General features: G+C 70.6%; 15 protein-coding genes. 8 read left to right on the forward strand and 7 right to left on the reverse strand.

All coding sequences use genetic code 11. The features are described 5' to 3' along the window. Nucleotides 1–10: 10 nt before the first annotated feature. The gene (locus tag GFH49_RS38790) at nucleotides 11–766 is read right to left on the reverse strand and encodes a ferritin-like fold-containing protein (RefSeq protein WP_155060751.1); all 756 of its coding nucleotides are present in this window, start codon (nucleotides 764–766) and stop codon (nucleotides 11–13) included. A 506-nt stretch (nucleotides 767–1272) separates the two neighbouring features. Here GFH49_RS38790 and GFH49_RS38795 point away from each other — a divergent pair. Beyond that, the gene (locus GFH49_RS38795; RefSeq protein WP_155060752.1) at nucleotides 1273–3678 is read left to right on the forward strand and encodes a DEAD/DEAH box helicase; all 2406 of its coding nucleotides are present in this window, start codon (nucleotides 1273–1275) and stop codon (nucleotides 3676–3678) included. 134 nt (nucleotides 3679–3812) lie between these two features. Then, a complete protein-coding gene (locus GFH49_RS38800) occupies nucleotides 3813–4685 on the forward strand; it encodes an alpha/beta fold hydrolase (RefSeq protein WP_155060753.1) in 873 nt (290 codons plus the stop codon). A gap of 214 nt (nucleotides 4686–4899) precedes the next feature. Here the strand turns inward: GFH49_RS38800 and GFH49_RS38805 are convergent, their stop codons facing one another. Then, entirely contained in the window at nucleotides 4900–5793 is an 894-nt protein-coding gene (locus GFH49_RS38805; RefSeq protein ID WP_196218290.1) for an NYN domain-containing protein, read from the reverse strand. A gap of 191 nt (nucleotides 5794–5984) precedes the next feature. Between GFH49_RS38805 and GFH49_RS38810 the strand changes: the two genes are divergently transcribed. Then, on the forward strand, nucleotides 5985–6137 hold the full coding sequence (locus GFH49_RS38810; protein WP_155060754.1) for a DUF8834 family protein: 153 nt from the start codon (nucleotides 5985–5987) through the stop codon (nucleotides 6135–6137). A 78-nt stretch (nucleotides 6138–6215) separates the two neighbouring features. On the opposite strand, the gene GFH49_RS38815 is transcribed toward GFH49_RS38810, so the two are convergent. From GFH49_RS38815 to GFH49_RS38830, 4 genes are all read right to left on the reverse strand, one after another. Beyond that, nucleotides 6216–6821, reverse strand: a complete 606-nt coding sequence (locus GFH49_RS38815) for a MarC family protein (RefSeq protein ID WP_155060755.1) — start codon at nucleotides 6819–6821, stop codon at nucleotides 6216–6218. A 51-nt stretch (nucleotides 6822–6872) separates the two neighbouring features. After that, entirely contained in the window at nucleotides 6873–7730 is an 858-nt protein-coding gene (locus tag GFH49_RS38820) for a PHP domain-containing protein (protein ID WP_155060825.1), read from the reverse strand. Nucleotides 7731–7868: 138 nt separating this feature from the next. Further along, nucleotides 7869–8510 carry a DUF6758 family protein gene (locus GFH49_RS38825; RefSeq protein ID WP_155060756.1) on the reverse strand — a complete coding sequence of 214 codons (642 nt, stop codon included), beginning with the start codon at nucleotides 8508–8510 and terminating at the stop codon, nucleotides 7869–7871. Between the two features lie 194 nt (nucleotides 8511–8704). Next, nucleotides 8705–9289 (reverse strand): suppressor of fused domain protein, encoded by a 585-nt coding sequence (locus GFH49_RS38830; RefSeq protein WP_155060757.1) that lies wholly within the window; start codon nucleotides 9287–9289, stop codon nucleotides 8705–8707. A 466-nt stretch (nucleotides 9290–9755) separates the two neighbouring features. Here GFH49_RS38830 and GFH49_RS38835 point away from each other — a divergent pair, with 466 nt between their 5' ends. Together GFH49_RS38835 and GFH49_RS38840 are read left to right on the forward strand one after the other, a co-directional pair. Next, a complete protein-coding gene (locus GFH49_RS38835; protein ID WP_155060758.1) occupies nucleotides 9756–10871 on the forward strand; it encodes a magnesium and cobalt transport protein CorA in 1116 nt (371 codons plus the stop codon). Nucleotides 10872–10894: 23 nt separating this feature from the next. Next, nucleotides 10895–11407, forward strand: coding sequence for a hypothetical protein (locus GFH49_RS38840; RefSeq protein WP_155060759.1), 513 nt, complete (start codon nucleotides 10895–10897; stop codon nucleotides 11405–11407). A gap of 197 nt (nucleotides 11408–11604) precedes the next feature. Here GFH49_RS38840 and GFH49_RS38845 read toward each other — a convergent pair whose 3' ends face one another. Next, nucleotides 11605–12351 carry a hypothetical protein gene (locus GFH49_RS38845; RefSeq protein WP_155060760.1) on the reverse strand — a complete coding sequence of 249 codons (747 nt, stop codon included), beginning with the start codon at nucleotides 12349–12351 and terminating at the stop codon, nucleotides 11605–11607. A 207-nt stretch (nucleotides 12352–12558) separates the two neighbouring features. On the opposite strand from GFH49_RS38845, the gene GFH49_RS38850 reads away from it, so the two are divergent. From GFH49_RS38850 to GFH49_RS38860, 3 genes are read left to right on the forward strand one after another with little or no spacing between them, the layout of a single operon-like run. After that, on the forward strand, nucleotides 12559–13845 hold the full coding sequence (locus tag GFH49_RS38850) for a magnesium transporter MgtE N-terminal domain-containing protein (protein WP_155060761.1): 1287 nt from the start codon (nucleotides 12559–12561) through the stop codon (nucleotides 13843–13845). Further along, complete coding sequence (locus GFH49_RS38855) at nucleotides 13835–14431, forward strand: DUF1003 domain-containing protein (protein ID WP_155060762.1); 597 nt, start codon at nucleotides 13835–13837, stop codon at nucleotides 14429–14431. The genes GFH49_RS38850 and GFH49_RS38855 overlap by 11 nt, the downstream gene beginning before the upstream one ends. Before the next feature lie 42 nt (nucleotides 14432–14473). Beyond that, on the forward strand, nucleotides 14474–15607 hold the full coding sequence (locus GFH49_RS38860) for an Mrp/NBP35 family ATP-binding protein (protein WP_155060763.1): 1134 nt from the start codon (nucleotides 14474–14476) through the stop codon (nucleotides 15605–15607). Nucleotides 15608–15698 lie beyond the last annotated feature (91 nt).

The raw sequence follows: 15698 nt of genomic DNA on the forward strand, positions 1-15698 counted from the left end.
CAACGGAGCGCTACGCAGCCAACCCCAACGCAGCCATCCGCTTCGTATGGGCCTCCGTGATCCGCGAGAACATCCTGCCGACCTCAGCAAGATCGAACCCGTCGGCCACACCCCCCACCAGCATCGTCGACAACGCATCCCGGTCGGCCACCACCCGCTGGGACTGCGACAGCGCCTCCCCCATCAACCGCCGCGCCCACAGCGCGAGCCGCCCGCCCACCCGTGGGTCCACGTCGATCGCCGCACGCACCTTCTCCACGGCGAAACCGGCATGCCCGGTGTCGTCCAGGACAGCCAGGACGAGTTCACGCGTGTCCGCGTCGAGCCGCGCGGCGACCTCACGGTAGAAGTCACTGGCGATCGAGTCGCCGACGTACGCCTTGACCAGCCCTTCCAGCCAGTCCGAAGGCGCCGTCTGCTTGTGGAAGCCGTCCAGCGCGGCGACGAACGGCTCCATGGCCCGCGTCGGCTCCTCACCGATCTCCGTGAGTCGGTCGCGCAGCCGCTCGAAATGGTGGAACTCGGCCGACGCCATCTTCGCCAGTTCCGCCTTGTCCGCCAGCGTCGGGGCCAGCTTGGCGTCCTCCGCGAGCCGCTCGAACGCCGCCAGCTCCCCGTAGGCGAGCGCGCCGAGCAGGTCGACGACCGCGGCGCGGTACTGCGGGTCGGCGGAGGCCTTCGCCCAGTCCTGGGCGGCGACTCCGGTGTGTTCGGCAGGGGTGTCGGAGGCGTTGTCAGGCTTGTCAGAGGTCGTCATGAAGCGCACAATAGCCCGCTCGCCGGACTAAGGAAGTCCCTGGTCAGTCACTGTGACGACGAGTACGTGAAGAGGTGTGACGACGACTACGTGACCGAATCGGCCATCACATGTGCGCGTTTCCAGGGTATGGTGGTAATGCGCCTGCTGAGTACTTCGACGTAGCTCGACGGTTACTCGACAGGCTGCACGTATGAGGATGCCCGGTCGGTGGCCCGATCGGCTCCGACCAGACAGCTCTCCACGGCCGTACGGCACTCTGCGTACGAAGTCTGGAGGGACCCCTCAGCGGTTCGAGCGCTAGAGCGTCGGCAGAGGTCTCCCGTGCCATACGGCTCGCCGTACGGCAGCCGACGTCCCCGGCACGGTCTGACACGACCCCCGCGCTCGCCTCGCGCCGCGCACACAGAAGAGGCAGCACCCTGACTACGACTTTCCGAGAGCTCGGGATCCTTCCCGAGACCGCCGAGGCCCTCGAAGCCGTCGGCATCATCAACCCCTTCCCCATCCAGGAGATGACGCTCCCCGTCGCCCTCTCGGGCACCGACGTCATCGGCCAGGCCAAGACCGGCACCGGCAAGACGCTGGGCTTCGGCCTCCCGCTCCTTGAGCGCGTCACCGTCCCCGCCGACGTGGAGGCCGGGCGTGCCGAGCCCGAGGCCCTCACCGACGCCCCGCAGGCCCTCGTCGTCGTCCCCACGCGCGAGCTGTGCACCCAGGTCACCAACGACCTGCTGACGGCGGGCAAGGTGCGCAACGTCCGCGTGCTCGCCATCTACGGCGGCCGGGCGTACGAGCCTCAGGTCGAGGCCCTCAAGAAGGGCGTCGACGTCGTCGTCGGCACCCCGGGCCGGCTGCTCGACCTCGCGGGCCAGAAGAAGCTCAACCTCAAGCACATCAAGGCGCTCGTCCTCGACGAGGCCGACGAGATGCTCGACCTGGGCTTCCTGCCCGACGTCGAGAAGATCATCGACATGCTGCCGCCGCGCCGCCAGACGATGCTGTTCTCGGCGACCATGCCGGGCGCGGTCATCGGTCTCGCCCGTCGCTACATGTCGCAGCCCACGCACATCCGCGCCGCCGCGCCGGACGACCAGGGCGCGACGGTCGCGAACATCAAGCAGTTCGTCTACCGCGCGCACTCCATGGACAAGCCGGAGATGGTCGCCCGCATCCTGCAGGCCGAGGGCCGCGGGCTGGCGATGATCTTCTGCCGTACGAAGCGCACGGCCGCCGACATCGCCGAGCAGCTCCAGCGCCGCGGGTTCGCCTCCGGCGCGGTCCACGGCGACCTCGGCCAGGGCGCGCGCGAGCAGGCCCTGCGCGCGTTCCGCAACGGCAAGGTCGACGTCCTCGTCTGTACCGATGTCGCCGCGCGCGGCATCGACGTCGAGGGTGTGACGCACGTCATCAACTACCAGTCTCCCGAGGACGAGAAGACGTACCTGCACCGCGTCGGCCGCACCGGCCGTGCGGGCGCGAAGGGTACGGCCGTCACGCTCGTCGACTGGGACGACATCCCGCGCTGGCAGCTGATCAACAAGGCGCTGGAGCTGGACTTCAACGACCCGGCGGAGACGTACTCCAGCTCCCCGCACCTCTTCGAGGAACTGAACATCCCCGCGGGCACCAAGGGTGTCCTGCCGCGCTCGGAGCGCACGCGCGCCGGGCTCGACGCGGAGGAGGTCGAGGACCTCGGCGAGACGGGCGGTCGCGGTCCTCGCGGCCGTGGCCGTGGCGGTCGCGGTGACCGGGGCGAGTCCCGGTCCGCCGACCGCGAGCGCCCGGCCCGCACGCCGCGTCGCCGCCGCCGTACGCGCGGCGGGTCCGAACTGGACGAGACGGCTCCCAGCGGTACGGCCCCCGCGGCCGACACCCCGGCGGAGACCACCGCGGGCGACGTGACCGCCGCTCCCCGTACTCCGCGCCGCCGTCGCCGCACGCGCGCCGGAGCGGCGGCAGAGCCGGTGCCGACGGCCACGGAGCCGACCAGCGAGCCCGCCGCAACCGCCGTAGCGACCGCGGAGGGCCCCGCCCTGGACGCCCCCGACGCCCCGGCCAAGCCGCGCCGCCGCCGTACGCGCAAGTCGGCGGAGCCGACGGTCACCGAGGAGACGCAGACCGCGTCCGCCGTGCAGGTCCCGGAGACTCCGGCCGCTGCCGAGGCCCCCGAGACCGACGCTCCCGCCCCGCGCCGTCGCACCCGCAAGGCCACGGCCGCGGCGGAGACCGCGGTCGACACGGCCGAGGGCGCGGAGGAGACCAAGCCCCGCCGCACCCGTAAGAAGACGGCAGCCGCCGAGGTGGCGACCGACCCGGCCGAGAGTACGGAGGCCAAGCCGCGCCGTACGCGGAAGGCCACGGCGGCCACCGAGGCGCCGGAGGCCATAGAGGCCAAGCCCCGCCGCACCCGCAAGACGGCAGCCGCCGCCGAAGCCGCAGTCGACACAGCCGAGGCGACGGACGCAAAGCCCCGCCGCACCCGCAAGACCACGGCCACCACCGAGACACCGGAGCCCACCGAGGCAAAGCCCCGCCGCACCCGCAAGACCGCAGCCGCCGCCGAAGCCGCAGTCGACACAGCCGAGGCGACGGACGCAAAGCCCCGCCGCACCCGCAAGACCACGGCGGCCACCGAGGCGCCGGAGGCCATAGAGGCCAAGCCCCGCCGCACCCGCAAGACGGCAGCCGCCGCCGAAGCACCGGAAGCCACGGAGCCCAAGCCCCGCCGCACCCGCAAGGCCGCCGCCACCGCCCAGACGGCGGAGATTCCGGCGCAGGCCACGCAGGAGCCGGAGGCCGCCGCTCCGCGCCGCCGCACCCGCAAGGCCACGGCGGCCACCGAGGCTCCGGAGACGACGGAGACGAAGCCGCGCCGCACCCGCAAGGCCACGGCCGCCGCGGAGCCCGCGGAGAGCTGATCCCGTACCCGGATGGCCCGGTCCCACCTCCCGTGGGCCGGGCCATCGGCGTTGTTGCGCACCCGGATGGCCCGGTCCCACAACGGCCGGGTACCGGGCACCGCCGTAGCCGTCCCGCCCGATAACCTCACCTGGTGACCAGCTCAGCGTCCGTTCCCCCGCCGCACGGCGCCCGCCTCCGCCGACTGCACACGGCCCGTGGCGACTTCGCTGCCGTCGACTCGCCCGTGCGCTCCGGCATCGAGCCGAAGGGCGTCGTGCTGATGGTCCCCGGCTACACGGGCAGCAAAGAGGACTTCACGCTGATGCACGAGCCGCTGACCGCGCGCGGTTACCGGGTCGTGGCCGTGGACGGCCGCGGACAGCACGAGTCCGACGGCCCGGAGGACGATGAATCGGCCTACGCACAGGCCGAGTTGGCGAAGGACGTCCTCGCCCAGACCGCGGCGCTCGGCACGCCCCTGCACCTCCTCGGGCACTCCCTCGGCGGCCTGATCGCCCGCGCCGCCGTCCTCATCGACCACTCGCCCTTCCGCTCGCTCACCCTGATGTCCTCGGGTCCCGCCCAGGTCTCCGACTCCCAGCAGCAGCGCATCAAACTGCTGCGGGACACGCTCGCGGTGCTGACCATGCCCGAGGTGTGGGAGGCGATCCTGGCCATGGGCCCCCCGGAGGAGGTCGGCGGCCCGGCCCGCGGAATCGGTGACCTGGGCCAGCTCCAGCGACGCTGGCTGGGCAACAGGCCCGCCCAGCTCATCGCGACGGGCCGCCAGTTGTGCACCGAGCCGGACCGGGTCGCCGAACTCGCCGCCGTGCCGCTCCCGTTCCATGTGCTGTCGGGTTCCCGCGACGACGCCTGGCCGGTGACGCTCCTCGACGACATGGCCGTACGGCTGAAGGCGCACCGCACGGTCGTGGCCGATGCCGATCATTCGCCCAACGCGGACCAGCCGCTCCCCACGGCCCACGCCCTCGCGGACTTCTGGGACGCCGTCGGCCGGGAATGAGCCAAGCGCTCCGCACTGGAAGCCCGGCACGTCGGCCGCAGGTCCGTCTCGTCGCCGTCCTCGCCGTCGTCGCCGTCCTCGCCGTCCTCGCCGTCGTGACCGTCGTCACCGCAGCCGCATATGTGGACGTGGGCGCGGACGTGGATGTGGATGTGGATACGGCCCCGCACCCCTCGGGACGCTGCCGAAACACACCGGACGCCGACGGACCCGCTCAGTACAGCGTCTGCAGGTGCTCCCAGAAGCCGTCGCGCAGCGCCCGGCGCAGATCCGCCTGGCCGCGCAGCGAGTACTGCAGCAGCCCCTCCGCCTCCACCAGCAGGTCCTGGTCCACCGATCCGGGCAGATACGGATGCCCGGGCAGCAGTTCCACCAGCGACTCCCGCCCGCGCGCCGCCAGCCACTTCGCCGCGATCTGCGCGCCGACGAACCGCACGTCCTCGCGGGTGGGGCGGGCGCCCGTGGCCTCGTAGGGGGGTGCGGTGCGCCGGGCGACGTACGGCTTGAAGAAGTCGAGGTCCAAGGTGCGCTGGCTGTCGACCTCCCAGAGCAGCGGCTCCGCCTGGTTGCGGCCCTCCGGTGCCTCGATGCCCCACAGGTGCACCCGCGCGCCGTACCCCTGCGCCGCCTCCACGGCCGACACCAGGTCCTCGTCGCCGCCGAGCAGGGCAGCGTCGCTGATCGCGCGGTGCCGGGCGAGCGACTCCAGGTCGGAGCGGATCAGCGAGTCGACGCCCTTCTGCTGGTTGTTGGCGTTGAGATTGCCCAACCGCACCTTGACGTCGGGGAGTTCGGCGATGGACTGCTGCTCGGCGGTGTGGATACGGCGGCGGGCGCCGTCGTACCAGTAGACCCGCAGCAGCCTGCTGTCCGCGAAGATCGTGCGGGCTTTGTCGATGAGCGCGTCGATCAGCCCTTCGGCGTCGAGGTCGAAGGAGCGCCGGTCCTCGGTCCCGGCGACGAGCCGGCCCGCGGCCGCGTACAGATACCCGGCGTCGACGAAGATCGCATGGGTCGATGGCGTCTTCGCCACCTCGGCGAGCATGCGCTGAAGCAGCTCGTTGGTGCGGTCGATACGGGCGCCGAGCGCCGCGAGGTCGTCGTTCATCGCCTCCATTGTCCCGGCGGTCACGCTGCGAACACAACCGATCCCAATGGGTCTCCGGAATCTCCGATACCCGACAGTAGTTAGCCGTTCGAAAAATTTCTTTAGCGTAGGGAATATTTGTTACACGCAGCCCGTTGACTACGGCGTACAGCAATTCTCCTCAGGAGGATGACCAGACGAAGGGAGAAGCCATGCGCTTCGAGATCATGCGACTCGACGACGTCGACGGCACGCCCGTGGACACGACCGTTGTGGACGCCGCCTCCGTCAACCGGATCGTTCAGCAGGCCGCCGCCATAGGTCAGCGGCTGTGGATCCGTCCGGCCGACACCACGGCCTCGTAACAGACGCGGATCACCGCAGAAGCTTCAGAGCCCCCGTCCGGCGCCGACGCCGGACGGGGGCTCTGCGCTTGCGCGGTTTCAACTCGCCCGGATCACCTGTGTGACCCCGTTGATGATCTGCTGCACGGCGATCGCGGACAGCATCATTCCGGCCAGCCGCGTCACCAGGACCACGCCGCCGTCCTTGATGACCCTGATGATCAGCAGCGAGTACCGCATCACCAGCCAGATCACGACATGGATGGCCACGATCGCCGACCACACCGACACCTGCGTGGCGGCACTGTCGGCCTTCTGCACGGCGAGGATGACGGAGACGATCGCACCGGGCCCGGCGAGCAGCGGCATGCCCAGCGGCACGAGCGCCACGTTCACGTCCTTCGTCTGCTTCGGCTCGTCCGACTTGCCGGTGAGCAGGTCGAGCGCGATCAGCAGAAGCAGCAGCCCGCCCGCGATCATCAGCGCGGGGACGGAGACATGCAGATAGTCGAGGATCTGATGTCCCAGCAGCCCGAACACGGTGATCACACCGCCGGCCACGCAGACGGCCTGGAAAGCCATCCGCTTCTGCACCTTCGCCGGACGGCCGGAGGTCAGCGCCAGGAAGATCGGGGTGATCCCAGGGGGATCCATGATGACAAAAAGGGTGAGGAAGAGAGAGCCGAAGACGGCGACGTCGAACACGGGGTGCCTTGCGGAAAGAAAGTGCGGACGTGGGTGCGAGGGTGTCGAGCCTCAGACTCCGCCGGTCCCCGGGACGGGAAACGCCCCCGTCGCCCGCCGCGTGATCTCCCCGTACACCTCGGGATCCGTCGTGTACTCGCCGAGCAGGACCGTCTTCCGGCTGCCGTGGTAGTCGCTGGAGCCGGTGGTCAGCAGCCCCAGCTCCTTCCCCAGCCCGCGCAGCCGCTCACGCGTCTGGAGGTCGTGGTCCATGTGGTCGACCTCGATGCCGTCGAGGCCCACGGCCGCCATCTCGGCGATCGCGGACTCCGGCACGGTGCGTCCCCGCTTGCTGGCCGCCGGATGCGCGAACACCGCGACCCCGCCCGCGGCCTTGATCAGCCGGATCGCCTCGAAGGGGTCGGTCTCGTGCTTCTCGACGAACGCCCGCCCGCCGTCCGCCAGCCAGTCCTGCGTGAAGGCGTCGCCCACAGTCGGCACGACGCCCAGCTCCACCAGCGCGGAGGCGACATGCGGCCGCCCCACGGACCCGGCACCGGCGATCCGCTCGACCTGCTCCCAGTTCACCGGCACGCCCAGCCCGTTCAGCTTGGCGATCATGCCCTTGGCTCGCGGCACCCGGTCGTCCCGCACCAGTTCACGCTCGGCCAGCAGCGCCGGCTCCTCGGGATCGAAGAGGTAAGCCAGCATGTGCATGCTGATCCCGTCGATACGACAGGACAGCTCGGCCCCGGTCACGAGCGTCAGCCCCTCCGGCAGCGCGGCGATGGCCTCCGCATACCCGCGGGTGGTGTCGTGATCCGTCAGCGCGACAACGTCCAGCCCGGCAGCGGCGGCATTGCGCACCAGCTCAGCCGGGGTGTCCGTACCGTCCGAAGCCGTGGAGTGGGTGTGCAGATCTATTCGCACGAGGTGGAACTCCAAGCGCAACGGCATCAAGGGGACACCCAAGAATAACGGTTGCCCGACCGGCCTAAGGATCACGGGGAGCCGCACGACAAGCCGCAATGAACCCGCAACCGCCCGCGCATCCCCGTCACCCGCCCCCTATGGCTCAAGCAAGCGCGGCGACAGCGCTCCGCAGGGCACCAGGTCCACCTCGGCCCCCGCATCCCGCAGATCCGTGAGCACCAGTTCGTCATACATCAGCAGCCCCGACTGCTCGGGCCACACGACCGCCCACAGCCACAGCCCCCGCGCCTCACCGGCGAAGACCGCACGGTCGTCGGGCGAGCCGGCGACATGCCACAGCGGGGTCGGACGCCCCGCGGCCAGCACCTTCGCCTGCGGCGGCTTCTCGACGTTCATGTACGGTCCCGGGTCGGGCCCGTCGATCCCCGCGTACCACGCACCGAGTCCCACGCCAAGCTCCTCGGCGACCAGGATCAGCTCGCCCATGCCGCCCAGCGGCCCCGGCCCCGAGCAGGCCACGGCCGTCGCGCGCCCCCCGCTGCGGTCGTCGCCCGCGCAGGCCACACCGGTGAACAGCCAGCCGACCGGAAGCGGCCAGGGCATCCACACGGGTACCTGCGTACGGTGCACCACGACGCTGAGTGCCTCGACGCTGGGCGGGATCACGGGCTGCAGCGGATGCACGGCGCCGTGCACATCGCACTGCCAGGAATCGGCGAAGAGTCCGGGAGCCCTGACCCGGCCACCACACTTCGGGCAACTGGGTTCGCCCCTCATAGGGCCCCACGGTCCTACCCCTGCTCCGTCACGTCAAGGACGATCACCCGTCCGGCTGGAACGCCTGACGAGGCGCAATCAGATGTGCTTGCATTAATTTGCCGGGCTAACTCACTGCCTCCGCCAACTGACCGATGCCGACCGCCGGTTGGTGAGAGTTTTGGTGAGAGTTGGTGAGATCGGTCACTGACCGGTCAGTCCAGCGGGACGGACCTGCGGGACGGATCCCGCAGGTCCGTTCCGTTCGTCAGCCAGCGCTCCTGGAGCGCCTGGGCGCCGTGCACCCGTTTCCAGGCGGCCTCGTTCGGGGTCATGGGGAGCAGCGGCAGGAACTGGACCGGGTCGAGGGGCTCGTCGAGGTCCAGGTCCTCGACCAGGCCGCCCGGCTCGGCGACCAGGACCGAGGTGAAGGGGGCGCCGGGCCACAGCGGATCGCCAACGTCCAGGGACCCGCCGGGAGCCACGATCACGCCCTCCACCTGCGGAGAGGCGGCGAGTACGGCGAGCGGGCGGAGCACCTTGCCGGTGTCGGCGAGCCCGGATCGTACGGAGAGGAGCAGCTCGGCGCGGGGGCCCTTGACCGGGTCGGCGACGACCGCGGTGGGGTCCGTCATGGGGTGCGCGGACATACCGAGCGTGGCGTAGCGGACGATGTCCTCCTGCTGGAAACGCAGCACCTCGATGCGTTCGGTACCGAGGAAGGTGACCGCGGCGCGGGCGTCCGGTTCGCCCAGCGCGCTGCGCAACCGGGCCTCGACCAGAGGGAGAACATCAACCATGCGGTGAGCATAGAACTCGTCAGGACCGGGCAAACGAGCGCCTTGACACTTCGCTCGGCTGATACTCTTGCCCGTGGTTCGGGGCAGCACGCTGCGGCGTCGCGATCGAGTCCCGACGCCGACGACATTCCCTTACGAGGGACCGGCCGGAGGAGGTGGGGCTGCAATGGATCGAAGTCGACCGTGCAGTAGCACCCGCTCTTCCCGCCGCTGACGTAGCCGCTCTGCTTCTCTAGCCGGCCGCCACCTCTCGCATGTTCTTCACCGCGGAAGAGCCTTCGTTTCGTATTGCCTGATCTGTCTGTCCCGCAGCAGTAGCTGAATCAGCAGCGAAGCTCACCACCGCGATGGTGCGGTGCTCCCCGCTTTGTGGACGTGCCAAACATGTGAAGTCCGGACGTCCCCATTCCGGGTAGTTCCACCCCTCGTCGGAGCCTTTCGCTGCCTGCCCGCGAAGGAGCCTGCCATGTCGATGATCCGCGACCTGCGTGCCGCCGTCCGTCCGTCCCGTCCGTCGCTCCGCAAGGACACCGCCGGGTACGACACGACGCGCGACCCGTCGACGCCCTCGGCCGTGGTCGACTGCGCCATCTACCGCGACGGCGCCCGCCTTGAGACCCCGGCGCCGCTCACCCCGCACGAGGCGATGCGCCAGGTGCGGCGCGACGGGGGCTTCGTCTGGATCGGGCTGCACGAGCCCACCGAAGCCGAATTCTCCGGTATCGCCAGTGAGTTCGGGCTGCACCCGCTGGCCGTCGAGGACGCCGTCCAGGCCCATCAGCGGCCCAAGCTGGAGCGCTACGACGACTCCCTGTTCACGGTCTTCAAGACCATCCACTACATCGAGCACGACGAACTCACCGCCACCAGCGAGATCGTGGAGACCGGCGAGGTCATGTGCTTCACCGGACGGGACTTCTTCATCACCGTCCGGCACGGCGGGCAGGGCTCACTGCGGGCGCTCAGGCACCGGCTGCAGGACGACCCCGAACTGCTCGCCAAGGGCCCCTCGGCGGTGCTGCACGCGATCGCCGACCATGTCGTCGACGGGTACGTCGCGGTCGCCGACGCCGTGCAGGACGACATCGACGAGGTCGAGACGGAGGTGTTCTCGCCGGGCCGCAAGGGCACCCCGCGCGGCACGGACGCCGGGCGGATCTACCAACTCAAGCGTGAGGTGCTGGAGTTCAAGCGCGCCGTCGCTCCCCTGCTCCGTCCCATGCTGCTGCTCAGCGAGCGGCCGATGCGGCTGATCGACCCCGACATCCAGAAGTACTTCCGGGACGTCGCCGACCATCTGGCCCGGGTGCAGGAGCAGGTCGTCGGCTTCGACGAGCTGCTCAACTCGATCCTCCAGGCCAACCTCGCTCAGGCGTCCGTCGCGCAGAACGAGGACATGCGGAAGATCACGTCCTGGGCGGCCATCATCGCCGTACCGACGATGGTGTGCGGTGTGTACGGGATGAACTTCGACTACATGCCCGAGCTGCGCTGGAAGTTCGGCTACCCGATGGTTCTGACCATCACCGTGGCCCTCTGCTTCGGCATCCACCGCACCCTGAAGCGCAACGGCTGGCTGTGAGCGGCGCTGGCTAGGCTGGGCCCATGACACCTGAGCTGCTCGACCGGGCCCTCGTCGAGGAGGCCACCAAGAAGTCCGGCCTCATCTGGGTCAAGGGGCCCGGCGGACCGGTCCGCGCGCTGTGGCATGTGTGGCACGAGGGCGCGGCGTGCCTGATCGGCGACGGGCCGGGCGAGCAGCCGCTGCCGGGGCTGGCCGACGGGGCCGCCGCCGAGGTGACCGTCCGCAGCAAGGACAAGGGCGGCCGGCTGGTCTCCTGGGCGGCGAAGGTGGTCGAGCTGTCTCCGGGGTCCGAGCAGTGGGACGCCACGGTCGCCGAGCTCAAGGGCAAGCGGCTGAACGCACCCGACGCGGAGGCGATGACGCTCCGCTGGTCCCGCGAGTGCCGGGTGCTGCGCCTGGAGCCGACGGGGACGATTGCACCCCTGCCCGATGACCGGCTGGCCGAGCCGCCGCTGCCGACGCCGGCGACCACGCGTCAGCCGATGCCTGCGGGGCTGCCGAAGCTGCTGAGGAAGAAGCGCCGGCGCTCGTAACCGCCCAGCGCTCCCCGGGAAGTGCCGCAGTGCGCGGGCTGCGCCGATGTGCGGCTCCGCCGCGGGGCCGCAATGTACCGTCGTCCGTCTGCGACGCCGTCGAGGCCGGTCGCGCCCACCCGGCGGAGCCGCGTATCGATACAGCCCCGTGCCCCTTCAGGGCGCTGCCGGACCGTGGCTGACGTCGCCTGGCCGGCTCAGGACGCCGGCAGCGCCTTGCCGTAGTCCACCGTCTCGTCCTCTTTCGGCTCCTCCAGTTTGAAGTCCCTGCCCCAGTCCGTGAAGCGCAGGGTGCCGGCGCTGCCCGCGCGGACCAGGCGGAGCGGATACGGCCGGCCCTGCAGGGAGACGTCGAGGGTGCCGCCGGAGCCGTCGTCGCCGGCGATGCGGATGGTGCGGGTGCCGGACTCCTCGTGGTGGCCGTCGGTCTCCAGGGTGCCGTGCAGGTTCAGCACGCCGTCAAGGAGGACGTCCTTGTCGGTGAAGCCGCTGAACCTCTTGTACGAGGGGTCGCCCTGGGGCACCTTCACATACTTGCCGTCGAGCTTGTCGGCGGCGGCCGTGTCCTCGGAGTCGTCGCCCTCGGCGTGCTCGGGATGCCAGAACTCCGCGCCCGCCTTCAGGAACAGCTGCTCACCGATCCGCAGCAGATGGAACGTCGTCCCCTCGTCGGTGACCTCTCCCGAGCCGCCGTCGGACGTCAGACGCATGTCGAGACTGTACGTGCGTCCGCTGGTGACAACGGTTCCGGAGAGGTGCACCGCGGTCGCGGACTCGGCTGCCGCACGGGTTCTGCTCTGGATCTCCTCGGCCGGCAGCTTGCCGACGCCGTTCGTGCCCGCGTCGGGGTCCTCGCTGCAGCCCGTCAGTACCGCCGTTCCCAGCACGACCAGGGCACTCACGAGTGCGGCACCGCGGGCAGGTCCGGCGGGAATCGCTGTCACAGGTGACGCTGCCTTTCTGACAAGGGTCCTTGAACGGCGTACCGCAGAGTACCGGGGCCGGGCGGGCCGGGCGGAGCCAGTCCGTCCGGACCGCTCACCAGGGCGGATCCGAACGGGACGGGCTAGCCTGAAGCCCACTTGAGTGGGCAATCGCATACAACACGGACACGGGAATTCGGACGACTCGGACGACAAGGAGGCGCAGCCATGGCAGCCGGCGCCCCCCGGATCTTCGTCTCGCACCTCTCCGCCGTCGCCGTCTTCGATCCGGCCGGCGATCAGGTCGGGCGCGTACGCGATCTCGTCGTCATGCTGCGCGTCGGGCGGCGTCCGCCCCGAGTGCTCGGACTGGTGGTCGAACTCGCCACCCGCCGCCGGATCTTCCTGCCCATGACCCGGGTGACCGGCATCCAGTCCGGCCAGGTCATCACCACCGGTGTGCTCAACGTCCGGCGCTTCGAGCAGCGGCCCACCGAGCGGCTGGTCTTCGGCGAACTGCTCGACCGGCGGGTGACGCTGGCGGAGACCGGCGAGGAGGCCACGGTGCTGGACGTGTCCGTGCAGCAGTTGCCGGCGCGTCGGGACTGGGAGATCGACCGGGTGTTCGTGCGGAAGGGCAGGAAGGGCGGCGCCTTCCGGCGGGCCAAGGGGGAGACGCTGACCGTCGAGTGGTCCGCCGTCACCGGTTTCTCCCTGGAGGAGCACGGACAGGGCGCCGAGAGCCTCCTCGCCACCTTCGAGCAGCTGCGCCCCGCCGACCTCGCCAACGTCCTGCACCACCTCTCCCCCAAACGGCGCGCGGAGGTCGCCGCCGCCCTCGACGACGACCGCCTCGCCGACGTACTCGAAGAACTCCCCGAGGACGACCAGATCGAGATCCTGGGCAAGCTGAAGGAGGAGCGTGCCGCGGACGTCCTGGAGGCCATGGACCCGGACGACGCGGCCGACCTGCTGGGTGAGCTGCCGGAGGAGGAGAAGGAGCGGCTGCTGGGCCTGATGCAGCCCGCCGAAGCGGCCGACGTGCGGCGCCTGATGGCGTACGAGGAGCGCACGGCGGGCGGCCTGATGACCACCGAGCCGATCATCCTGCGCCCCGACTCCACCGTCGCCGACGCCCTCGCCCGCGTCCGCAACCCCGACCTGTCCCCCGCGCTCGCCGCCCAGGTCTACGTCTGCCGCCCGCCCGACGAGACCCCGACCGGCAAGTACCTGGGCACGGTCCACTTCCAGCGCCTGCTGCGCGACCCGCCGTACACCCTGGTCAGCTCGCTCGTCGACGACGATCTGCAACCGCTCGCCCCGGACGCGGCGCTGCCGCTCGTCGCCGGGTTCTTCGCGACGTACGACATGGTCGCGGCGCCCGTCGTCGACGAGTCGGGGTCGCTGCTCGGTGCGGTGACCGTGGACGACGTACTCGACCACATGCTGCCCGACGACTGGCGGGAGTCGGAGTTCGACGACCTCGACGAGGGGGTGGGGACGAGTGGCGCCTGAGCGCGAGACCGCGACCCGTGAGCGCACGCCCGCCGGCACGGGGGCCGCCGCCCGGCCGCGCCACGCCCGCCTCGACCAGCCCGCCCCGCCCCGGCGCCGGGTCCTGCCGGAGTGGGACCCGGAGGCCTTCGGGCGGCTGAGCGAGCGCATCGCGCGTTTCCTCGGCACCGGACGGTTCCTCGTCTGGATGACGTTCGTCATCATCATGTGGGTGCTGTGGAACGTGGCCGCGCCCAGCGCGCTGCGGTTCGACGAGTACCCGTTCATCTTCCTGACGCTGATGCTGTCGCTGCAGGCCAGCTATGCGGCGCCGCTGATCCTGCTCGCGCAGAACCGGCAGGACGACCGCTCCCGTGTCGAACTCGAACAGGACCGCAGGCAGAACGAGCGGTCCATCGCCGACACCGAGTATCTGACCCGGGAGATCGCCGCCCTGCGCATCGGCCTCGGCGAGGTCGCGACCCGGGACTGGATCCGCTCGGAGCTGCAGGACGTGGTCAAGGACCTGGAGGACCGGCAGGACGGGCACGGGCACGGTGTGTTCCCGGCAGAACGGCCGCACCGACGTGACGTAGACGACCGCTGACGGGCTTTCCGGGGTAGCTGTGAGGCGCCGTACCATCGTCCTATGGCTACGGAAGACGCGGTGCGCGAAGCACTGTCGACGGTGAACGACCCCGAGATCAACCGCCCCATCACCGAACTCGGGATGGTCAAGTCGGTTCAGATCGGGGCGGACGGAGCGGTCGCGGTCGCCGTGTACCTGACGGTTTCCGGCTGTCCGATGCGCGACACCATCACGCAGCGCGTGACGGAGGCGGTCGCGCGGGTCGAGGGCGTCACCCGCGTCGACGTCGAGCTCGACGTCATGAGCGACGAGCAGCGCAAGGAACTGGCCTCCGCCCTGCGCGGCGGCACCGCCGAGCGCGAGGTCCCCTTCGCCAAACCCGGCTCCCTCACCCGCGTGTACGCGGTCGCCTCCGGCAAGGGCGGCGTCGGCAAGTCCTCCGTCACCGTCAACCTGGCCGCGGCGATGGCGGCGGACGGCCTCAAGGTGGGCGTCGTCGACGCCGACATCTACGGCCACTCCGTGCCCCGCATGCTGGGCGCCGACGGGCTTCCCACCCAGGTCGAGAACATGATCATGCCGCCGTCCGCGAACGGCGTGAAGGTCATCTCCATCGGCATGTTCACGCCGGGCAACACCCCGGTGGTCTGGCGCGGCCCGATGCTGCACAGGGCTTTGCAGCAGTTCCTGGCGGACGTCTACTGGGGCGACCTGGACGTGCTGCTGCTGGACCTCCCGCCCGGCACGGGCGACATCGCCATCTCGGTCGCCCAGCTCGTCCCCAACGCCGAGATCGTCGTCGTCACGACCCCGCAGCAGGCGGCGGCCGAGGTCGCCGAGCGCGCCGGCTCCATCGCCGTCCAGACCCACCAGAAGATCGTCGGCGTCGTGGAGAACATGTCCGGTCTCCCCTGCCCCCACTGCGGCGAGATGGTCGACGTGTTCGGCACGGGCGGCGGCCAGGTCGTCGCCGACGGCCTCACCCGCACGACGGGCACCTCGGTCCCGGTCCTCGGCAACATCCCCATCGACGTCCGCCTCCGCGAGGGCGGCGACGAGGGCAAGCCGGTCGTCCTGACCGACCCCGACTCCCCGGCGGGCTCCGCCCTGCGGGCGATCGCGGGGAAGCTGGGGGGACGGCAGCGGGGGCTGGCGGGGATGTCGCTGGGGATCACGCCGCGCAACAAGTTTTAGCCGCGCAACTGGTTTTAGCCGCGCAACTGGTTTTAGCCGCGCAACAAGTTTTGCGCGACGGCGGGGAGACCCATGGGGGCGCGGGGCTGTG

This window comes from Streptomyces blattellae, assembly GCF_009709555.1.
Lineage (GTDB): Bacteria > Actinomycetota > Actinomycetes > Streptomycetales > Streptomycetaceae > Streptomyces > Streptomyces blattellae.

What these genes read in the sequence shown, in the direction of transcription:
- GFH49_RS38840 (WP_155060759.1), top strand. Translation starts at nt 10,895, where the DNA reads ATGACACCTGAGCTGCTCGACCGGGCCCTCGTCGAGGAGGCCACCAAG.
- GFH49_RS38795 (WP_155060752.1), top strand. Translation starts at nt 1,273, where the DNA reads ATGACGCTCCCCGTCGCCCTCTCGGGCACCGACGTCATCGGCCAGGCC.
- GFH49_RS38850 (WP_155060761.1), top strand. Translation starts at nt 12,559, where the DNA reads ATGGCAGCCGGCGCCCCCCGGATCTTCGTCTCGCACCTCTCCGCCGTC.
- GFH49_RS38810 (WP_155060754.1), top strand. Translation starts at nt 5,985, where the DNA reads ATGCGCTTCGAGATCATGCGACTCGACGACGTCGACGGCACGCCCGTG.
- GFH49_RS38830 (WP_155060757.1), bottom strand. Translation starts at nt 9,289, where the DNA reads ATGGTTGATGTTCTCCCTCTGGTCGAGGCCCGGTTGCGCAGCGCGCTG.
- GFH49_RS38835 (WP_155060758.1), top strand. Translation starts at nt 9,756, where the DNA reads ATGTCGATGATCCGCGACCTGCGTGCCGCCGTCCGTCCGTCCCGTCCG.
- GFH49_RS38825 (WP_155060756.1), bottom strand. Translation starts at nt 8,510, where the DNA reads ATGAGGGGCGAACCCAGTTGCCCGAAGTGTGGTGGCCGGGTCAGGGCT.
- GFH49_RS38805 (WP_196218290.1), bottom strand. Translation starts at nt 5,793, where the DNA reads ATGAACGACGACCTCGCGGCGCTCGGCGCCCGTATCGACCGCACCAAC.
- GFH49_RS38860 (WP_155060763.1), top strand. Translation starts at nt 14,474, where the DNA reads ATGGCTACGGAAGACGCGGTGCGCGAAGCACTGTCGACGGTGAACGAC.